We start from the raw sequence: 20,100 nt of genomic DNA, 5'->3' as shown, positions 1-20,100 counted from the left end.
TCCCGCCCCTGAAGAAACGGGTGAAGGACCCTCATGCGTCGCCTCTCACGGCACGCCTCCGCCGGCACGGCGGTCGTGCTGCTCCTCCTGCTTCTCTGTTCGCTCATCGCCCCGGCCGCCGCGGCCCCTGGCGAGGCCGGTCGCCGCGCCGCGCTCGACGCCTACGTGCACGATCGGATGAAAGCCACGCGCGCACCCGGAATCTCCTACGCCGTGGTCGGCCCCGACGGGCCGATCCACCAGCGCTCCTGGGGGACCGACGGCCGCGGCGACCGCGTCACGGCCGACACCCCGTTCCTATGGGGTTCGATCGCCAAACCGATCGCCGCCACCGGCGTGATGGCCCTCGTTCAGGACGGACGGCTCAGCCTGGACGACCGGGTCGTCGACCACCTGCCGGACTTCCGCTTCGGCGACGCCGCGCACGCGTCGTCCGTCACGGTCCGTCACCTGCTCAACCAGACCTCGGGGCTGCCCGAGTCGGCCACGGACAAGGTCACCGACTGCTTCGACGCCGACTGTCCCCGCCCGGTGGAGCGCGTCGGCAAGCTGGACGATGTGCGGCCGCTCGGCCCGCCCGGCACCAAGTACGCCTACACCAGCGCGAATTACCTCACCCTCACCGCTCTGGTCGAATCCGTCACCGGACGCCCCTTCGCCGACACCCTGCGGGAAACCGTGTTCGCCCCGGCGGGCATGGACGGCGCCATCGCCGACCGGGCCTCGGCCCGGGAACGGAACCTGGCCGCGGGACACCAACTCCTTTGGGGAGTACCGACCGCGATCGCCGACGGTGTGGACGACCACGGCGCGGGCTACGGCTATGTGGGCGGAGACCTGAACGACCTCGCCGCCTTCGCCTCGTTCCAGCTCCGTGGAGGAGAGACCGCCGACGGCGAACCGGTCCTCACCCCGGAAAACGTCCGGCTGATGCGTGAGGAGGGCGAGCTCCGCGCGCCCGAGGGCCAGGACAGCGGCGCCGACAACGGCACCGGCTACGGGCTGGGTTGGCGGGTCGGCGGCCTCGACGCGCCGCTCGATGACGCCATCTGGCACACGGGCGGCACTCCCGGCTACTCGGCGATGATGTTCCTGCTGCCGCAGCAGGACATCGGCATCGTCATCGAACAGAACCTGTACGGGCTGCTCCAGGACGAAGCGGTGATGGAGGTCGGCTTCGGCGCCGCCCGGATCCTCGCGGGCGGTCAGGCACCCCCGAGCAGCCCGTCCACGTCCCTCCACCACGGGATCGTGTGGGGCGCCACCGCCCTGGCCGTCGCCATGATCCTTGTGGCCGGACGCGCGGCCCTGCTCCTGCGCCGCCCGGCCGGGCCCGCCTCCCCGCTGCGCCGCAACACCCTGACCGCCCTCTGGTGTCTGGCGGGCGCGCTGCCCCTGGTCGCCCTGGCCGTGTTCATGGGCGGCTCGGGCCTGGACACCTTGATGACCTGGGTGCCGGACGCCGCCGTGGCCGCGTACGCGACGGCGGGCGCCGGCGTCGCGACGGTCGTGCTCCGCGTCCTCCTCGCGGTCCGCGCCGCCCGCGTGCGGTGAGACGGCGGGGCATCGTCGTACGAGGGAATGAGGAGGGGATACGGCGGAGCCCGGCCACCGGTGGGGTGGCCGGGCTCCGCCGTCGGGGCCGGGGGCGTCAGTCGGTGATGTCGACCTTGCCGCCCGCGGGGTCCACGGGGGTGTGCTCCGCGGGAGCCGGTACCTTCGGCGTGCCGCGCCGGGCGATCCCCTGGAGGAGTTCACCGAGGTCGACGCCGGTGGTGGAACTGAGGAGCTCCATGCCCTGCGCGACGTTGTCGGCGACGGTGCGCGGGAGCTGTCCCGCGCCGTCCGTGGAGATGACCGTCAGCTTGTCCACGGCGGCCAGCGGCTCGGCGGCCTTGCCGACGACCTGCGGCAGCACCTCGACCAGCATCTGGAGCACGGCCGCGTCGCCGTAGCGTTCGAAGGCGTCGGCCTTCTTGTGCATGGCCTCGGCCTCCGCCGCACCCTTCGCGGAGATCGCGGCGGCTTCGGCGTCACCCTCGATGCGTACGGCGTCGGCGAGCGCCGCGCGGTGGGCCTTCTCACCCTCACCGGTGAGCCTGGCCCGCTCGGCGGCCGCCTCGGCCTCCTTGACCGCGGCGATACGGCGGGCCTCGGCCTCCTGCTCGGCCTGGTAGCGGGCGGCGTCGGCGGGCTTGCGCACCCTGGTGTCGAGTTCACGGTCGGTCAGCGCGGCCTGCCGGGTGGCGACCTTCTCCTGCTCCTGCAGGACCTCCTGCTGCCGGGCGGCCTCGGCGAGCGGACCGGCGGCGTTGGCGCGGGCGGCGGCCTCGTCCGTCTCGGCCTTGATCTCGGCCTGCTTCAGCGCGAAGGTGCGCTGGGCGATCGCGATCTCCTCCTCCGCCTTGAGGCGGGCCTGCTCGGAGGCGCGCCGGGCGACGGCCTCGGCGATGTCGGCCTCCTGCTTGGCGCGGGCCGCCTCGGGCCGGCCCAGGTCCTCGAGGTAGGAGCCCTCGGTGGTGATGTCCTGGATCTGGAAGGCGTCCAGCACGAGGCCCTGCCCGGAGAGGCTGGCCTCGGCCTCCTCCGCGACCTGTCCGGCGAAGGCGGCGCGGTCGCGGATGATGTCCTCGACGGACATGCGCCCGACGATGGAGCGCAGCGCGCCGGACAGCACTTCCTGGGTGAAACCGACGATGCCGTCCTGCTGGTCGAGGAAGCGCTGGGCCGCGGCGCGGATCGAGTCCTCCGTGCCGCCGACCTTGACGATGGCGACACCCTCCAGGTTCGCCTTCACCCCGCGCAGGGTGACCGCGCCCCGGACGGCGACCGGGATGTGCCGGCTGGAGAGTTCGAGGGTGAACTTCTGCTGGACGAACGGGACGACGAAGACACCGCCGCCGACCACGACCTTCTGGCCGCTGTTGTCGGTGAAGATCCGGCCGGTCTCGGGGTCGGTGGACTTCTTGCCGCGCCGACCGGTGACGATGAACGCCTCGCTGGGGCCGGCGACCTTGTAGCGGGTGACCACCACCAGGCCCAGCAGGACCAGGAGTACGACGACTCCCACCACGGCGATCAGTACAGGACTCATAGGTGTGGAATCCCCTCAGCCTTCCCCGGGGGACGGCGATGTGGTTCGGATGGGACGGGAACGCGGGTACTGCGGGAGGCGCCGGCGTCACGGCGGGCCTCGACGGGTGACGTGTCGTTCCGCGGGGACGTGCCGGTCGGCACCGGTCAGCGCTCGACCGGGCGGACCGCCACCGAGGTCGCGGACAGTGCCGACTCCACCCAGACCTCGGCGCCCCGCGCGACGGGCACGGCGCTCTTCGCGGACAGCTTCAGCGGCTGCCCGGCGAGATACACCAGCACCTCGCCGTAGCCCTCGGCCGGGATGGCGGTCACCACCGAGCCGGAGGTGCCGACGAGGTCGCCGCCCCGCGGGGTGGCAGCGGTCTGATCCCGCATCAGGGCCCGGCTGAACTTCCAGGTCAGCCAGCCCGCGGCGACTCCCGCCAGCACGCCGACCACCGTCGCACCGGTGACCCCGAGGTCCGTCGTGCCGAGGACGATCGCGCCGCCGAAACCGAGCATGGAGACGAACCCGGCGATCACCGGCAGTGACAGCAGCCCGTCGAACATGCCGTCCAGCACACCGCCGAAGAGGCCTTCCAGGAGTCCGTCGAAGATCAGTGAGAACAGCAGCAGAAGCAGTCCCGCGATGCCGAGACCCACAAACCACTCCATTCGGGCCTCACTTTCACCGACCGGCCCCCGCATGCGGATGCTCTCACACACCCGAACTCGAAAACATTGCCAGAACTCGGCAATCTTTACGCTTCCTCCATGCCGTCTTCCACCGGATCCCGCCGTTCCGCTCCTGCTCGGGCCGCGGTACGGGTCACGTGGCACACGGCGGACCCGCCCCCGCCGCCACCGGTGCCCTTCCGGGAACCTCCCCGCGGAACCGCGAGGACCAAAACCCTTGCCCGCCTCCGGCAGTTCATCCGGGTGCCGTCCAGCGGGGGGACGTCTCGGCCCAGGCCCTGTCCCAGTCGGCGAGGTTCCGGCGACGTACGACGAGACGGGTCACGCCGTGGGCGGCGGCGCCGGTGAGGGCGACGCCGGTGCCGGAGAGGAGGGCCCAGCCCATGCTGCGGCTGCGGATCTCCGCACGCGTCAGCGGTGGCTCGGTGGCCTCGCCGTCGGTGGTCACCCAGATGCGGACCGGGCTGCCCGCGGGCAGGCTCGGCCGCACCTCAGCCCGGGTGGTGCCGGTCCGTCCCTCGTGGGTGGTGAAGCGGACCTCGACCGGGTAGCGGGCCAGCTCCGCCTCGTCCGATCCCGGCTCCGGATGGCGCGGGGCGTCCGCGGTGAGGGTCGCGGTCGTCTCGTACCGGGTCAGGTTCTGGTGGCGGGCCACGTCCTCGTAGTGGCGGTGGGCGAGTTGTGAGACGACGACGGTGACCACGGGCGCCACCGTCAGGACGGCGAGCAGGGTGCCGAGACCGATCCGGACCCGGAGCACGTCGGTGCGGCGGCGCAGGGGGTTGCGCCGGCGGTGCCCCGGCGAAGGACGGTCGGGCGGCCCGAGAGGGGGGCCCGGGGACGGTTGCGCGGGAGGAACGGTGCCCGCCACGTCGTGACTCCTTCGGGTGTCGGGGCGCGGACGAAGGGGGAGAGCGGTCGGCGGGTCAGCCGGGTCCGGTGGCCAGGGGGTGGTGGTGCGCCGCGGCGAGCAGGCCGGCGGCTCCCCGGACCGCGGCGGTGTGCGGCGACGACACGGGCTGGACCGGGCAGCCGAGCCGGCCGGGCAGACCGTGGGTGATCTCCGGGCGCAGGGCGCCCCCGCCGGACAGGAGGATGCCCCGGCGCAGGGCGGTGCGGGTGGTGGCGCCGCGGTCCTGCCGCAGCATCGCCGTCACCATGTCGACCACCGCGTCGGTGAGGTCTCCGGGCGGGGTGCCGTAGTCGCCCAGGTCACCGACGCCCAGCGCGGTGCGCCGGGCGTCGGTGACGGCTCCCTCGGCGAGCAGCACCACCTCGGTGAGGTGCGCACCGAGGTCCACCACCAGGAGCGGGCTGGAGTGGTCGGCGCCCGCGGCGAGGGCGACCGCCCGCGCGCCCGGGACAGTGTGTACAGCGCGCGGGCGGAGGATCTCGACGGCCGTGCGGGCCGCCTCCCGGAAGGCGGGCCCGTCCAGGACCGGCGTCGTGACGACGACCAGGGGGCGGCCGAAGCGGGGCAGCCGGTGGCCGAGCAGCCGGTCGAGCATCCGGGCCGTGCCGGAGGCGTCGACGATGGCGCCGCGCTGGATGGGGTGGATGGCGCCGCTGCCCGGGAAGGTCACCGTGGGCACGTCGAGGACCATGCCCCGTCCGGCGATCCACGCGCGCGTGCGGGAGCTGCCCAGGTCGAGCGCGATGCCGGAGCACCGGCGGCACCGCGGCCAGGGGCTGTGCCGCACGGCCGCCGTGCTGCGTGGACGCCGGATCACGGTCATCGTCCGGTCCTTCGGCCCGTGCTCATCGCGCGGCCTCCCTCACCTGCTGGCAGCGGGCGCAGTAGCGGGCCTGGGGGACTATCAGCAGCCGGTCCCGTTCGACCGGGCCGCGGCACAGGTGGCAGCGGCCGTAGCCTCCGGTGTCCATCCGGGCGAGCGCCGCCTCGACGTCGGCGAGCACCATCCGGGCGGACGCGGCGAGCCTGACGTGCACCTCGAGCCGGCCGGCGCCCTCCTCCCGGAGCGGCTCGTCGGGACCCGACCCGGCGTCGGCGGCGAACTGCCGCAGCTGCTCCTGGCGGAACAGCAGCTGCTCGCGCAGGCTTGCTCGCAACGCCGCGAGGTCCTCGGACGTGAGGACCTCGTCGTGCTCGTCGATGGTCTGGTGGGCCACCACTTCACCCCCTTGGGCAGGGCAGGAGAGCAGAGCGGGATGAAAAGTACGGACGGGGCGCGGGTCAGGCGGCGCGGCTCTGGCAGGTGACGCAGTACGGGGTGTGCGGGAGGATCTCGAGACGCTCCGCCGGGACGGGCTTGGAGCAGCCCAGGCAGGTGCCGTAGCTTCCGTCCTCGACGCGGGCGAACGCCGCCTCGATCTCCGCGAGGGCGCGCTTGATGCCGTCCTTCTGGTTGGACATCAGGTGGTCGTCGGGACTCCCTCCTGTTTCGTCCAGGGCCTTGAGCTGGGCCAACCGCGTGGTGCGCGCGTGTTCGAGGCGCTGACGGATCTCGTCGGCGGCGGTGTGGGCGGAACGCGGTTCGGTGCGCGGCAGGTCGATCGACACGGAGAGTCTCCTTCTACTGGCAGACGGGTGATCTCCCACCATCTCCCTTTCCGCGCCCGGCGCCCATTGGGTGCGGGACCCATTTCCGTCCGTCCGAGGACCCACCCCGCTCGGCGTGGGTCGGCGGACGGACGGAAATGGGGTGCGGGGCCCATCGACGGGAGGGGGTCTGCTCGTGCACTCTGTGCGCTGTTTCGCCGTTCGCCGTGGGACAACGTGGGACAAGGGGCATGCCTTCGGGGGGCCGCTGCCGCATCGGTCGCTGTGGTGCCCGACAGTAGAGGCAGACGAGAAAGAGGAAGGCGTGACCCCCGTGTCCCTGTACTGGCGGATCTTCGGGCTCAACGCGGTGGTGCTGGGCGCGGCGACCGCGCTGTTGCTGTGGGCTCCGGTGACCGTGTCCGTTCCGGTGCTGCTGACCGAGGCCGTGATCCTGGTGGGCGGCCTGGCTGTGATGCTCGTCGCGAACGCGGCCCTGCTGCGGATCGGGCTCGCCCCGCTGGACCGGGTGACCCGGCTGATGACCACCGTCGACCTGCTGCGGCCCGGCCAGCGGCTTCCGGTGCGCGGCGGTGACGAGGTCTCCGAGCTGGTCAGCGCCTTCAACGACATGCTGGAGCGGCTGGAGAAGGAGCGCGCCGCGAGCAGCGCCCGTGCCCTGCTCGCCCAGGAGGCCGAGCGGCGCCGCATCGCCGTCGAGCTGCACGACGAGGTCGGACAGAGCATGACCGCGATCCTGCTGGCCCTGAAGCAGGCCGCCGACGAGGCGCCCGAGCCGCTGCGCGGCGAGCTGCGTCAGGTGCAGGAGATCACCCGGGAGAGCCTGGACGAGGTCCGCCGACTGGTGCGCCGGCTGCGTCCGGGGGTGCTGGACGATCTCGGTCTGGTCAGCGCGGTCACCTCGCTCGCCACCGAGTTCGCCACCCACACCGGGCTGCGGGTGAAGCGCAGCTTCGACCCCGATCTGCCCACCCTCGACAACGGCACCGAGCTCGTGATCTACCGTGTGGCGCAGGAGAGTCTGACCAACGCCGCCCGGCATGCCGAGGCACGGAACGTCAAAGTGAGCCTGTACCGGGAGGACGACCACGTGGTCCTCGAGGTGAGCGACGACGGCCGTGGGGTCGGCGCCGCCCTCGAGGGCGCCGGAATTCGCGGTATGCGTGAACGGGCCCTGCTCATCGGGGCCACACTGGACATCACTCCCGTCACCCGGACCGGTACCCGGATCCGGCTGGCCGTGCCCGCCGTCAGGAAGCAGTCATGACCCACCAGGCCCCACCGACCACGATCCGGATCCTGCTCGCCGACGACCATGCCCTGGTGCGCCGCGGCGTCCGGCTGATCCTCGACCGGGAGCCGGACCTGGAGGTCGTCGCCGAGGCCGGTGACGGCGCGGAGGCGATCTCGATGGCCCGCGCCCAGGAGGTCGACCTGGCCGTCCTGGACATCGCCATGCCCAGGATGACCGGTCTGCAGGCCGCCCGCGAGTTGTCCGCGCTCAAGCCGGGATTGCGTATCCTCATGCTGACGATGCATGACAACGAGCAGTATCTGTTCCAGGCCCTCAAGGCCGGGGCCAGCGGATACGTCCTGAAATCGGTCGCCGACCGCGACCTGGTCGCCGCCTGCCGGGCCGCGATGCGGGACGAGCCGTTCCTCTACCCCGGGGCGGTCACCGCGCTGATCCGCAACTACCTCGATCGGGTCCAGCACGGTGAGGAGGCCTCCGAGCAGGTGCTGACGCCGCGCGAGGAGGAAGTGCTGAAGCTCGTGGCCGAGGGGCACTCCTCGAAGGAGATCGCCGAGCTGCTCTTCATCAGCGTCAAGACGGTGCAGCGGCACCGCGAGAACCTGCTGAGCAAGCTGGGTCTGCGGGACCGTCTGGATCTGACCCGGTACGCGATCCGTGCAGGGCTCGTCGAGCCTTGAGCCATGTCCTGCCGGGACCTGCCGCCCGCCTTCCACTCCGTGTCGCCGCGCTTCTCACCGCGCTGGCCTCCGTGCTGCTGACCTTCGGGTTCGGCATCCCGGACGGCCCGCGGCCCGCTCTCGCGGCGCAGTCGCCCTCCGTCGGCGCCCCCGCGGCTTTCGGTCCCTCCGTCCCGGGTCCGGCGGCGCCCGGCGGGCCGGACCGGTCCGCGCCGGATCCCGCCGCGGATCCCGGGACCCACTCGTCCGACGTGGGTCCGCACACCGACGACTGCACCGCCCGCACCGTGCCCTTCCGTCCGCAGCGCGACGCCGGGGAGCGTACGGTGCCGGCCGGTCACCTGCTGTTCACCCCCGAGCACACCCCTCGTGTGCCGCCCCGGCCGGCCCGGCCCGCCCCGGCGGCCGGACACGCGCCGCCCGCCGCCGCGCACGTGCCTGCGGACCTCGGCCGGGCTCCTCCCGTATCGTCCAGCGCTTGAGAGTCCTGTCACCCACCTCTCCGCCGTGCCGTAGTCGGCCACGGCGTGCCTGCTGGAGTCATCCGTGAAAAGTTCCGCCCGCTTCCGGGCGTTGTTCGCGCTCATCGTGATCGCGCTGTCCGTGTACATCGCCGCCACGGTCCCCGTCCGTCTGGGTCTCGACCTGCGCGGCGGCACCCAGATCGTGCTGGAGACCCGCTCCACCGAGACCATCAAGGCCGACGGCGAGGCGACCGAGCGGACCCTCGAGGTCCTGCGCGGCCGTATCGACGCGCTCGGTGTCGCCGAACCCACCATCGTCCGCTCCGGTGACAACCGGATCATCGTCGAGCTGCCTGGTGTGCAGGACCCCCGGAAGGCCGCCGACGTGCTGGGCCGTACCGCGCAGCTCTCCGTCCACTCGGTGCTCGGCCCCGGCGCCGAGTCCGACAAGTCCCTGCCGAAGGGCGAACGCGTCCTGGCCGACGAGGCCGGTGAGCGGCTCCACCTGGCCCCCGCCGCGCTCTCCGGTCAGGACGTGAAGGACGCCGAGGCCACCTTCGACCAGCAGAACGCTGCCGGCTGGCTCGTCACCGTGGACTTCGAGGACGACAAGGGCTGGGCCAAGCTGACCGGCCAGGCGGCCTGCAACCCCGCCGGTGACCCCAAGCGCCGGGTCGCGATCGTGCTGGACAACAAGATCATCTCGTCGCCGCAGGTCGACCCGTCCGTGGCCTGTGGGGCCGGCATCACCGGCGGGTCCACCCAGATCACCGGTTCCTTCACCAGCGACGAGTCCAAGGAGCTCGCCCTGCTCATCAGCGGCGGTGCCCTCCCGGTGCCGGTCGAGACGGTCGAGCAGCGGACCGTGGGCCCGACGCTGGGCGCCGAGGCCATCGAGTCGAGCGCCTGGGCAGCCGTCGTCGGCACCGCCCTCACCGCGCTGTTCATCCTCGTCGTCTACCGGCTGATGGGTTTCCTGGCCATCGTGGCCCTGGCCTGCTACGGCGTGATCTCCTACGCCGCCCTCGCAGGCCTCGGCGCGACCCTGACCCTGCCGGGTCTGGCCGGTTTCGTCCTGGCGATCGGTATGGCCGTCGACGCCAACGTGCTGGTCTTCGAACGAGCGCGCGAGGAGTACGGCAAACGCAACCGGCCCAGCAGCCGCTCGGCCCTGACCGCCGGCTTCAAGGGCGCCTTCAGTGCGATCGCAGACTCCAACATCACCACGCTCATCGCGGCGGGTCTGCTGTTCCTGCTCGCCTCCGGTCCGGTGAAGGGCTTCGGCGTCACCCTGGCCATCGGTGTCCTCGCCTCCATGATCAGCGCCCTGGTGATCACGCGGGTGCTGGCCGAGTTCGCGGTGGGCCGCGGCTGGGTGCACCGTCGTCCCAAGCTCACCGGTCTGGCCTCCATCGGGCGGGTCCGCGAGTACCTCACCCGTCGCGACCCGCAGCTGATGCGCCGCCCGCGCCGCTGGCTGGCGGTCTCCCTCATCGTGCTGCTCGTCACCGGCGCCGGCATCGTGGTGCGCGGGCTGAACTTCGGTGTCGAGTTCACCGGCGGTCGGCTGATCGAGTACTCGACCACCAAGACCGTCGATCCGGACCAGGCCCGCACGGCCCTGGCCGACGCCGGCTTCCCGCAGGCCGTCGTGCAGTCCTCCGGGGACGACGGGCTGACGGTGCGTACCGATGAGCTGAGCAACGCCGAGGCGGTCAAGGTCGCCGAGGTCATCGACGAGATCGGCGGCGGGGCGGAGAAGGTCCGCGACGAGCTGATCGGCCCGAGCCTCGGCGACGAACTGCGCCGCAACGCGCTGATCGCGCTCGGCCTGGCCCTCGGCGCCCAGCTCCTGTACCTCGCCTTCCGGTTCCGCTGGATGTTCGGCACGGCGGCGGTCAGCACCCTGGCCCACGACGTGGTGATCCTCACCGGCATCTTCGCGTGGCTGGGCAAGCCGATCGACGGGATCTTCCTGGCCGCACTGCTCACCGTGGTCGGTTACTCGGTGAACGACTCCGTCGTGGTCTTCGACCGCGTCCGGGAACTGTGGCAGAAGAACCCCAAGACGCCCCTGGCCCAGACCACCAACCTGGCGGTCCTGCAGACGGTGCCCCGTACGGTGAACACCGGTATCGGTGTGATCTTCATCCTGGCCTCGCTGGCTCTGCTGGGCGGTGACTCGCTCACCGACTTCGCGCTCGCCCTGCTGATCGGCATGCTGGTGGGCACGTACTCGTCGGTCCTGACCGCGTCGCCGCTCGCCATCGAGCTCGACGCGTACGCGAGCGACGGCGGCGGCCGTGGTCGCGGGCGTGGTCGCGGCCGTGGCCGTGGCCGTGGCCAGAGCGGTTCCGGGCACGGGAAGTCCGGCGCCCGGGAGAGCTCGAGCCTGGCGAAGGCCACCAGCCAGGGAACCTGACGCCGGGCGGCTCCCTTGCGGGGGAGCCGCCGCGCACACGCGAGCGCCGCCGCCGACCTCGATCCCGGGGTCGGCGGCGGCGCTGTGCGGCGGGCCGGGCGGGGCCTACACCGTCGCCGGTGCGCCGCGGTCGTGGTCCCGGTCGTGGCCGGGGTCCGCCGGCCGGGGGGCGAACCGGGTGTGGTGCAGTGCCGCGTAGCGGCCGTCGGCCTCCAGCAGTTCCTCGTGCGTGCCCCGTTCCACGATCCGGCCGGCTTCGACGACCAGGATCTGGTCCGCGGCCCGGACGGTGGACAGCCGGTGGGCGATGACGATGGCCGTCCTGCCCTCCAGCGCCTCGGCGAGCGCCTCCTGGACGGCCGCCTCGGAGGTGTTGTCCAGGTGGGCGGTGGCCTCGTCGAGGAGGACGACCCGCTGCCGGGCCAGCAGCAGCCGGGCGATCGTCATGCGCTGGCGTTCCCCGCCGGAGAACCGGTAGCCGCGTTCTCCGACCACCGTGTCCAGACCGTCGGGCAGGGACCGTACGAGGTCGTCCAGGCGGGCGCGGCGCAGCGCGTCCCAGAGTTCGGGCTCGCTCGCCCCGGGCCCGGCCAGGAGCAGGTTGGCGCGGACCGTGTCGTGGAAGAGGTGGCCGTCCTGGGTGACCATGCCGAGGGTGTCGCGCAGCGACCGCGCGGTGAGGTCCCGGACGTCGACGCCACCCACGCGCACCGCGCCCGAGTCGACGTCGTAGAGGCGCGGAAGCAGTTGCGCGACGGTCGACTTGCCGGCGCCGGAGGAGCCGACGAGGGCCACGGTCTGCCCGGGTTCGACGCGGAAGGAGATGCCGTGCAGGACCTCGGTGCCCCCGTTCGGGTCCAGGGTGGCGACCTCCTCCAGGGAGGCGAGTGAGACCTTGTCTGCGGACGGGTAGCCGAAGCGGACGTCGTCGAACTCGACGGACACCGGCCCGGCGGGGACGTCGCGGGCGTCCGGCTTCTCCTCGATGAGCGGCCGCAGATCCAGCACCTCGAAGACCCGTTCGAAGCTGACCAGGGCGCTCATCACCTCCACCCGCGCCCCCGCGAGCGAGGTCAGCGGCGCGTACAGGCGGGTGAGCAGCAGCGCCAGCGAAACGACCGCGCCGGGCTCCAGGGCGCCGCGCAGCGCGAGGTGGCCGCCCACTCCGTAGACGAGGGCCAGGGCGAGGGCGGAGACGAGGGTCAGCGCGGTGATGAACACGGTCTGGGCGGTGGCCGTCCGTACGCCGATGTCCCGCACCCGGCGGGCGCGCTCGGCGAACTCCTCCGACTCCTCCTCGGGGCGGCCGAAGAGCTTGACCAGGGTGGCTCCGGGCGCGGAGAAGCGCTCGGTCATCCGGGTGCCCATGGCCGCGTTCAGGGCGGCGGCCTCGCGCTGCATGCGGGCCATGCGGCGGCCCATGCGCCGGGCGGGGATCACGAACACCGGCAGCAGGACCAGCGCGAGCAGGGTGATCCGCCAGGACAGGGCGAGCATCACGGCCAGGGCGAGCACCAGCGTCACCACGTTGCCGACCACGGTGGACAGGGTGTTGCTGAAGGCCCGCTGGGCGCCGATCACGTCGTTGTTGAGACGGGAGACGAGCGCGCCCGTACGGGTGCGGGTGAAGAACGCGACCGGCATCCGCTGCACGTGGTCGAACACGGCGGTCCGCAGATCGAGGATGAGTTCCTCCCCGAGGGAGGCCGACAGTCTGCGGCCGAGAATGCCGAGCGCCGCCTCCGTCACCGCGATCAGCGCGATGAGCAGGGCCAGCCGGACGACCGTGGCCGAGTCGCCGCCGGTCACGATGGTGTCGACGACGCGCCCGGCCAGCACGGGGGTGGCGACGGCGAGCAGCGCGGTCGCCGATCCGAGCAGGACGAAGAGGGTCAGGCGGCGGCGGTGCGGGCGGGCGAACCCTCCGATCCGGCGCAGCGTGTCCCGCGCGAAGGGACGGCGCTCCTCCTCTGCGGTCATGACGCTGCGCAACTGGGTCCAGGCTGTGGTCTCCATGCTCATGCGGGAGAACATAGAACCTCGACCTTCATCGAGGTCAAGGCGCACCGTCCGCACGGCTCCCCGGCCGACGGTTGCCGGACGCGCTGCTCTGCGCGGTGCGAACTCCCCCTGTCGATACGGCAAGATGAGCGACTGTGCCGACCGCGGGCCAGGCCGATCCGGCCCGGCACACCTCCCGGCCCGCGCCCTCCCGGGCATCCCCGAATTCGAGCAGGTGACGAGACGTGACACGACATCACATACGGTCGACGGCGAGGACGTTCGCCGGGGGTGAGCGGTGACGCGCGCGCTCACGCTGGACGATCTGCTGTACGCCGGTATCGCGATCGTCGCGGGTCTGCTGGCGGCGTTCCTGCTGCGGATGCTGCTGCGCTGGCTCGGCCGGCACGCCGAACGCACCAGCTGGCGCGGGGACGACGTCCTCGTGGACGCCCTGCGCATGATCGCGCCGTGGGCGGCGGTCGCGGGCGGCGCGGCCTCGGCGGCGGCGGCGCTGCCGCTGACCCGGACCGTGCAGCACAACGTCAACCAGACGCTGACGGTCCTGGTCATCGTCGCGGCGACCGTGTCGGCGGCCCGGGTGGTGGCCGGTCTGGTGCGCTCGGTGACCCAGTCCCGTTCCGGTGTCGCCGGGTCGGCCACCATCTTCACGAACATCACCAGGATCCTGGTCCTGGCGATCGGGTTCATGGTGGTGCTCCAGACGCTCGGCATCCCCATCGCCCCGATGATCACCGCCCTCGGCGTCGGCGGCCTGGCGGTCGCGCTGGCCCTCCAGGACACGCTCGCCAACCTGTTCGCGGGCATCCACATCCTCGCCTCCAAGACCGTCCAGCCCGGTGACTACATCCGGCTGAGCAGCGGCGAGGAGGGCTATGTCGAGGACATCAACTGGCGCCAGACTACGGTCCGCGAACTCTCCAACAACCTGGTGGTCATCCCCAACGGGCAGCTCGCGAAGACGAACATGACCAACTTCATGCGTCCCGAGCAGAAGCTGACCATCCTGGTGCAGGCCGGGGTGTCCTACGACAGCGACCTGGAGCAGGTGGAACAGGTGACCAAGGAGGTCGTCGCCGCGGTGATGACGGAGATCACCGGCGCGATCCCGGAGCACGAGCCGGCAGTGCGGTTCCACACCTTCGGCGACTCCCGGATCGGGTTCACCGTGATCCTGGGCGTCGGCGAGTTCAGCGACCAGTACCGGATCAAGCACGAGTTCATCAAGCGTCTGCACCGGCGCTACCGCGAGGAGGGCATCCGCATCCCGTCACCCGCGCGGACGGTGGCGCTGCAGCAGGGCACGGTGGTGTTCCCGCAGCAGCGCGACGCGGAGCCCGAGCCGAGCGACATGACGGTGACCCGGCCGATCTGACCGGCTGCGGCAGACCCCGACGGCCCTCCAGGGACCCCGACGGACCCCGGCCGACGACCTGCGGCCGGGGATGGGGAGGACGGGCCGGCCCATATGGGTCCGGACCCCTGTCGAGCCCGGGCCGCGAACGGGATATCTTGATGTCGAGCAATGTTGCAGACGTGGAGCGGAGCACCCGGTGACTGACTCGACCATCATCTATACGCACACTGACGAGGCCCCGGCCCTGGCGACGTATTCCTTCCTGCCGGTGGTCCGGGCGTACGCCTCGCAGGCCGGTGTGGCCGTGGAGACGCGTGACATCTCGCTGGCCGGACGCATCATCGCGGTGTTCCCGGAGTACCTCACCGAGGACCAGCGCATCCCGGACGCCCTCGCCGAGCTCGGTGAGCTGGCCAAGACGCCCGCGGCCAACATCATCAAGCTGCCGAACATCTCGGCGTCGATCCCGCAGCTCAAGGCCGCGATCGCCGAGCTGCAGGGCCAGGGCTACGCGCTGCCGGACTACCCGGACGACCCGCAGTCCGACGAGGAGCGCGAGGTCCGCGCCCGTTACGACAAGATCAAGGGTTCCGCCGTGAACCCGGTCCTGCGCGAGGGCAACTCCGACCGGCGCGCCCCCGCCTCGGTCAAGAACTACGCCAAGACCCACCCGCACCGCATGGGCGCCTGGACCGCCGAGTCCAAGACGAACGTGGCGACCATGGGCGAGAACGACTTCCGCTCCACCGAGAAGTCCGCGGTGATCGCCGCGGACGGTGCGCTGCGCATCGAGCTGGTCGGCGACGACGGCACCACCACGGTGCTGCGCGAGTCCGTGCCCGTCCTGAAGGACGAGGTCGTCGACGCCTCCGTGATGCGGGTCGCCGCGCTGCGCGAGTTCCTGACCGCGCAGGTCGCCCGCGCCAAGCAGGAGGGCGTGCTGTTCTCCGTGCACCTGAAGGCCACGATGATGAAGGTCTCCGACCCGATCGTCTTCGGCCACGTGGTGCGCGCCTTCTTCCCGAAGACGTTCGCGCAGTACGGTGAGCAGCTCGCCGCGGCCGGCCTCACCCCGAACGACGGCCTGGGCGGTATCTACAAGGGCCTCGAGGGCCTGCCCGAGGGCGCCGAGATCAAGGCGTCCTTCGACGCCGAGCTCGCCGAGGGCCCGGAGCTGGCGATGGTCGACTCCGACAAGGGCATCACCAACCTGCACGTCCCCTCGGACGTCATCGTGGACGCCTCCATGCCGGCCATGATCCGCACCTCCGGCCACATGTGGGGTCCCGACGGCCAGGAGGCCGACACCCTGGCCGTCCTGCCGGACTCCAGCTACTCCGGCGTCTACCAGGCCGTGATCGAGGACTGCCGCGCCAACGGCGCCTTCGACCCGTCCACGATGGGCTCGGTCCCGAACGTGGGTCTGATGGCGCAGAAGGCCGAGGAGTACGGCAGCCACGACAAGACCTTCGAGATCCCGGTCACCGGCACCGTCCGCCTGGTCGACCAGGCCGGCGAGGTCGTCCTGGAGCAGACCGTCTCCGCCGGTGACATCTTCCGTGCCTGCCAGACCAAGGACGCGCCGATCCGCGACTGGGTGAAGCTCGCCGTCACCCGCGCCCGCGCCACCGGCGCCCCGGCCGTCTTCTGGCTGGACGAGACCCGCGCCCACGACGCCAACCTGATCGCCAAGGTCGAGCAGTACCTCACGGAGCACGACACCGAGGGTCTGGACATCCGCGTCCTGAACCCGGTGGAGGCCACCAAGCTGTCGGTGGAGCGCATCCGCCGCGGCGAGGACACCATCTCGGTCACCGGCAACGTGCTGCGCGACTACCTGACCGACCTGTTCCCGATCCTGGAGCTGGGCACCAGCGCCAAGATGCTGTCGGTCGTCCCGCTGATGGCGGGCGGCGGCCTGTTCGAGACGGGTGCGGGCGGTTCCGCGCCCAAGCACGTGCAGCAGCTGGTCAAGGAGAACTACCTGCGCTGGGACTCCCTCGGTGAGTTCTTCGCCCTGGTTCCGTCCCTGGAGCAGTTCGCGACGACCACGGGCAACACCAGGGCCAAGGTCCTGGCCGACACCCTCGACCGGGCCACGGCGACCTTCCTCAACGAGGACAAGTCCCCGAGCCGTCGTCTCGGCGGCATCGACAACCGCGGCAGCCACTTCTACCTGTCCCTGTACTGGGCGCAGGAGCTGGCCGGGCAGACCGACGACGCGGACCTGGCGAAGGCCTTCGCCCCGCTCGCCGAGACGCTCGCCGCGAACGAGCAGAAGATCGTCGACGAGCTGATCGCCGTCCAGGGCGAGCCGGCCGAGATCGGCGGCTACTACCAGCCCGACCCGGCCAAGGCCGCCGCCGTCATGCGTCCGTCCGCCATCTGGAACGAGGCCCTGGCCTCCCTCGGCTGACGCGACCCGGGCAACCCGGACGAAGACCCCACTGGCTCCGCCCCGGCCGGCACGACGCCCGGCCGGGGCGGAGCCGTGTTCGTCGCCGGCCGGCCCGGTCGGCGGGGCCGCGGCCCGGGCACAGCACCTTCATGAATACCGTGTGAAGAGATCGACCACCTACTGAGACGCCGTCTCATTTCGCGCTCATCTGGTCGTAGGCTGGCGTCGGTGACACGCCGCAACCGACCACACACGTGTCACCACCACGGCGTGTCGCGCGACGAACCGACACCCACGTCGGCACGTGGTCCTCTCCGACGCCCTGATCCCCAGGGCCGTCCGGCACGCCCCCGCACCCCACAGGCAGGTCCGCGGATCCGCACGCCACCCGTGGTCCGCGCCCGCACTGCGCACGAGGAGCACATCATGAGCCAGCCCACCGAACCCGACACCGCCGCCGACACGCCCGAGGGGACGTCCACCGGTCCCGACACGTCGGCCTGGTCGTTCGAGACCAAGCAGGTCCATGCCGGTGCCGAACCCGATCCCACGACCGGGGCCCGGGCCACGCCGATCTACCAGACGACCTCGTTCGTGTTCCGGGACACCCAGCACGCCGCCGACGTCTTCTCGCTGGCGGAGCCTGGGAACATCTACACCCGCATCCACAATCCCACCCAGGACGTCCTCGAGCAGCGCGTCGCCGCCCTGGAGGGCGGAGTGGCGGCGGTGGCCCTGTCCTCGGGGCAGGCCGCACAGACGCTGGCCCTCCTGACGCTGGCCGGGGCCGGCGACCACATCGTCTCGTCCACCTCGCTGTACGGCGGAACGTACAACCTGTTCCGGCACACCCTGCCGAAGTTCGGCATCGAGGTGTCCTTCGTCGACGATCCCGACGACGCCGAGGCCTGGCGCGCGGCCATCCGGCCCGACACCAAGGCCCTCTACGCCGAAACCCTGGGCAACCCGCGGAACAACGTGCTCGACGTGCGGGCGGTCGCGGACGTGGCCCACGACGCGGGCGTGCCGCTGGTCGTGGACAACACGATCGCCACGCCCTACCTGCTGCGTCCGCTCGAGCACGGCGCGGACATCGTGGTGCACTCGGCGACGAAGTTCCTCGGCGGGCACGGCACCACGATCGGCGGCGTGGTCGTGGACGGCGGAACCTTCGACTTCGGCGCACACGCCGAGCGGTTCCCGGACTTCACCGAGCCCGACCCCAGCTACCACGGACTGCGGTACTGGCCGGCGCTCGGCCCCGGCGCGTTCGCGATCAAGCTGCGTGTCCAGTTGCTGCGCGACCTCGGACCGGCGATCGCCCCGCACTCCGCGTTCCTGCTGCTGCAGGGCGTGGAGACGCTGAGCCTGCGCATGGAGCGGCAGACGGCCAACGCGCTGGCGCTGGCGGAGTGGCTGGAGCAGCGCGACGAGGTCGCGGTGGTCCACTACCCGAGCCTGCCGTCCAACCGCTGGTACGAGGCGGCGCAGAAGTACCTGCCCCGCGGTGCCGGCGCGGTGTTCGCCTTCGAGCTGAAGGGCGGCGTCGAGGCGGGCAAGCGGTTCGTGGACGGTGTGGAACTGTTCAGCCACCTCGCCAACATCGGTGATGTGCGCAGCCTGATCATCCACCCCGCGTCCACCACCCACAGCCAGCTGAACGAGGAGCAGCTCGCGGCGACCGGAACCGCGCCGGGTCTGGTGCGGCTGTCGGTCGGCATCGAGAACCTCGCCGACCTCAGGGCCGACCTGGAGTCCGGTTTCCGCGCGGCCAAGGGCGCCTCCTGAACGCCTTCACGGCCTCCGGAACATCGGTCCCCCTCCCGCCGGCCACCGGGGCCTGGCAGGAGGGGGACCCGCCCGGGCGGCGTCAATGGCATGCCCTCGGCACGCCGCTGCCGCTGGAAGCGGGTGGCGAACTCCCCGGCGTGGAACTGGCATTCGAGACCTGGGGGCGGCTCGCGCCGGACGGTTCCAACGCCGTGCTGGTGCTGCACGCGCTCACCGGCGACAGCCACGCGGCCGGACCGGCCGGCCCCGGTCATCCCACGGCCGGCTGGTGGGACGGGCTGATCGGGCCCGGGCTGGCCCTCGACACCGACCGCTGGTTCGTCGTCGCCCCGAACGTGCTGGGCGGCTGCCAGGGCAGCACGGGACCGGCCTCGCCGCGCCCCGGCGGGCGGCACCGGTGGGGCGGCGCCTTCCCGTACCTGACCCAGCGGGACCAGGTCGCCGCCGAGGCCCGGCTGGCGGACGCGCTCGGCGTGCGGACCTGGGCGCTGGTGGTCGGTGGTTCGATGGGCGGGATGCGTGCCGTGGAATGGGCGGTGACGCATCCCGAGCGCACGGGGGCGTTGCTGCTGCTCGCCACCACGGCGGCCGCGAGCGGCGAGCAGATCGCCTGGTCCACCCTCCAACTCCACGCCGTTCGCAGTGATCCGCACTGGCACGGCGGCGACTACCACGACACCGACCGGGGGCCGCACGCCGGGCTGGGGATCGCCCGGCGCATCGCCCACGTCACCTACCGCAGCGAGCCGGAGCTGTCGGCCCGGTTCGGCCGGGAGCCCCAGGGGGCGGAGGACCCGTGGCGCGGCGGCCGGTACCAGGTCGAGTCGTACCTCGACCACCACGCGGTCAAGCTCGTCCGGAGGTTCGACGCGGGGAGCTACGTGGTGCTGACGGAGGCGATGAACGGCCACGACGTGGGACGCGGCAGGGGTGGCGTCCGTGCGGCCCTGCGCCGGGTGACCGCGCCCGCGCTGGTGGCCGGGGTCGACTCGGACCGTCTCTACCCGCTGTCCCAGCAGGCCGAGCTGGCCGCGCACCTTCCCGGTGCCGACCGGCTCAGAGTGGTGGAGTCGCCCTACGGACACGACGGTTTCCTCCTCGAGACGGAACAGGTCGGCGCGCTGATCCGCGAGTTGCTGGGCTGACCTCCGCTCCCCGTCGCGACGCGTCGTCGGTGGTGTGTGGCGCCCTGCCCGTGCCGTGCACCACCGACGACCCTCCTGGAGCAGCCCGATGACCGGCCCCCGCAGTCCCGCGGTTGTCCGTGCACGACCTCGAGCGGCTCGACCGCGACCCCTGCCGGATCATCCTGTCCTGCAAGGAGAAAGGCCCCCACGGGCTTTTGCCCAAGGCCGTGAAGTTTACGGTCCGGGAGCCGACGTCAAGATGTCGATGCTGATGGTGGCCTTGTAGGTGTGGCGG

At 72.0% G+C, this 20,100-nt stretch carries 16 protein-coding genes; 9 read left to right on the top strand and 7 right to left on the bottom strand.

Going from position 1 to position 20,100, the window contains the following annotated elements:
* Positions 1-33: 33 nt before the first annotated feature.
* Positions 34-1,554, top strand: coding sequence for a serine hydrolase (locus JL475_RS14460; RefSeq protein WP_202278005.1), 1,521 nt, complete (start codon positions 34-36; stop codon positions 1,552-1,554).
* 97 nt (positions 1,555-1,651) lie between these two features.
* On the opposite strand, the gene JL475_RS14455 is transcribed toward JL475_RS14460, so the two are convergent.
* From JL475_RS14455 to JL475_RS14430, 6 genes are all read right to left on the bottom strand, one after another.
* Complete coding sequence (locus JL475_RS14455) at positions 1,652-3,094, bottom strand: flotillin family protein (RefSeq protein WP_202278004.1); 1,443 nt, start codon at positions 3,092-3,094, stop codon at positions 1,652-1,654.
* 146 nt (positions 3,095-3,240) lie between these two features.
* Complete coding sequence (locus tag JL475_RS14450; protein WP_202278003.1) at positions 3,241-3,750, bottom strand: hypothetical protein; 510 nt, start codon at positions 3,748-3,750, stop codon at positions 3,241-3,243.
* 256 nt (positions 3,751-4,006) lie between these two features.
* Positions 4,007-4,642, bottom strand: a complete 636-nt coding sequence (locus JL475_RS14445) for a hypothetical protein (RefSeq protein WP_202278002.1) — start codon at positions 4,640-4,642, stop codon at positions 4,007-4,009.
* Positions 4,643-4,697: 55 nt separating this feature from the next.
* Positions 4,698-5,507 carry a rod shape-determining protein gene (locus JL475_RS14440; protein ID WP_202278001.1) on the bottom strand — a complete coding sequence of 270 codons (810 nt, stop codon included), beginning with the start codon at positions 5,505-5,507 and terminating at the stop codon, positions 4,698-4,700.
* 22 nt (positions 5,508-5,529) lie between these two features.
* Positions 5,530-5,901 (bottom strand): TraR/DksA C4-type zinc finger protein, encoded by a 372-nt coding sequence (locus JL475_RS14435; protein WP_202278000.1) that lies wholly within the window; start codon positions 5,899-5,901, stop codon positions 5,530-5,532.
* 64 nt (positions 5,902-5,965) lie between these two features.
* Positions 5,966-6,292, bottom strand: a complete 327-nt coding sequence (locus JL475_RS14430; RefSeq protein WP_202277999.1) for a TraR/DksA C4-type zinc finger protein — start codon at positions 6,290-6,292, stop codon at positions 5,966-5,968.
* A gap of 304 nt (positions 6,293-6,596) precedes the next feature.
* Between JL475_RS14430 and JL475_RS14425 the strand changes: the two genes are divergently transcribed.
* The 4 genes from JL475_RS14425 (at position 6,597) to secD (ending at position 11,110) form a co-directional block, all read left to right on the top strand.
* Positions 6,597-7,559, top strand: coding sequence for a sensor histidine kinase (locus JL475_RS14425; RefSeq protein WP_307825050.1), 963 nt, complete (start codon positions 6,597-6,599; stop codon positions 7,557-7,559).
* Positions 7,556-8,224, top strand: a complete 669-nt coding sequence (locus JL475_RS14420) for a response regulator transcription factor (protein ID WP_109378110.1) — start codon at positions 7,556-7,558, stop codon at positions 8,222-8,224. Before JL475_RS14425 ends, JL475_RS14420 begins: the two co-directional genes overlap by 4 nt.
* Positions 8,221-8,706 (top strand): hypothetical protein, encoded by a 486-nt coding sequence (locus tag JL475_RS39955; RefSeq protein WP_237407130.1) that lies wholly within the window; start codon positions 8,221-8,223, stop codon positions 8,704-8,706. Before JL475_RS14420 ends, JL475_RS39955 begins: the two co-directional genes overlap by 4 nt.
* Positions 8,707-8,770: 64 nt before the next feature.
* Entirely contained in the window at positions 8,771-11,110 is a 2,340-nt protein-coding gene (secD, locus tag JL475_RS14410) for a protein translocase subunit SecD (protein WP_202277998.1), read from the top strand.
* Between the two features lie 105 nt (positions 11,111-11,215).
* Here the strand turns inward: secD and JL475_RS14405 are convergent, their stop codons facing one another.
* Entirely contained in the window at positions 11,216-13,126 is a 1,911-nt protein-coding gene (locus tag JL475_RS14405; protein ID WP_202278104.1) for an ABC transporter ATP-binding protein, read from the bottom strand.
* 283 nt (positions 13,127-13,409) lie between these two features.
* On the opposite strand from JL475_RS14405, the gene JL475_RS14400 reads away from it, so the two are divergent.
* From JL475_RS14400 to JL475_RS14385, 4 genes are all read left to right on the top strand, one after another.
* Positions 13,410-14,507: a mechanosensitive ion channel family protein gene (locus JL475_RS14400; protein WP_202277997.1), complete on the top strand. Its 1,098-nt coding sequence runs from the start codon at positions 13,410-13,412 to the stop codon at positions 14,505-14,507.
* 178 nt (positions 14,508-14,685) lie between these two features.
* Positions 14,686-16,905 (top strand): NADP-dependent isocitrate dehydrogenase, encoded by a 2,220-nt coding sequence (locus tag JL475_RS14395; RefSeq protein ID WP_202277996.1) that lies wholly within the window; start codon positions 14,686-14,688, stop codon positions 16,903-16,905.
* 408 nt (positions 16,906-17,313) lie between these two features.
* A complete protein-coding gene (locus tag JL475_RS14390) occupies positions 17,314-18,675 on the top strand; it encodes a bifunctional o-acetylhomoserine/o-acetylserine sulfhydrylase (RefSeq protein ID WP_202277995.1) in 1,362 nt (453 codons plus the stop codon).
* Entirely contained in the window at positions 18,672-19,823 is a 1,152-nt protein-coding gene (locus tag JL475_RS14385; RefSeq protein ID WP_202278102.1) for a homoserine O-acetyltransferase, read from the top strand. Before JL475_RS14390 ends, JL475_RS14385 begins: the two co-directional genes overlap by 4 nt.
* Positions 19,824-20,100 lie beyond the last annotated feature (277 nt).

Origin of the sequence: Streptomyces sp. M2CJ-2, from assembly GCF_016757295.1 — a bacterium.
GTDB lineage: Bacteria > Actinomycetota > Actinomycetes > Streptomycetales > Streptomycetaceae > Streptomyces.
The sequence above is the reverse complement of the archived record's forward strand: the minus strand, read 5'-3'. Positions and strand labels throughout refer to the sequence as shown.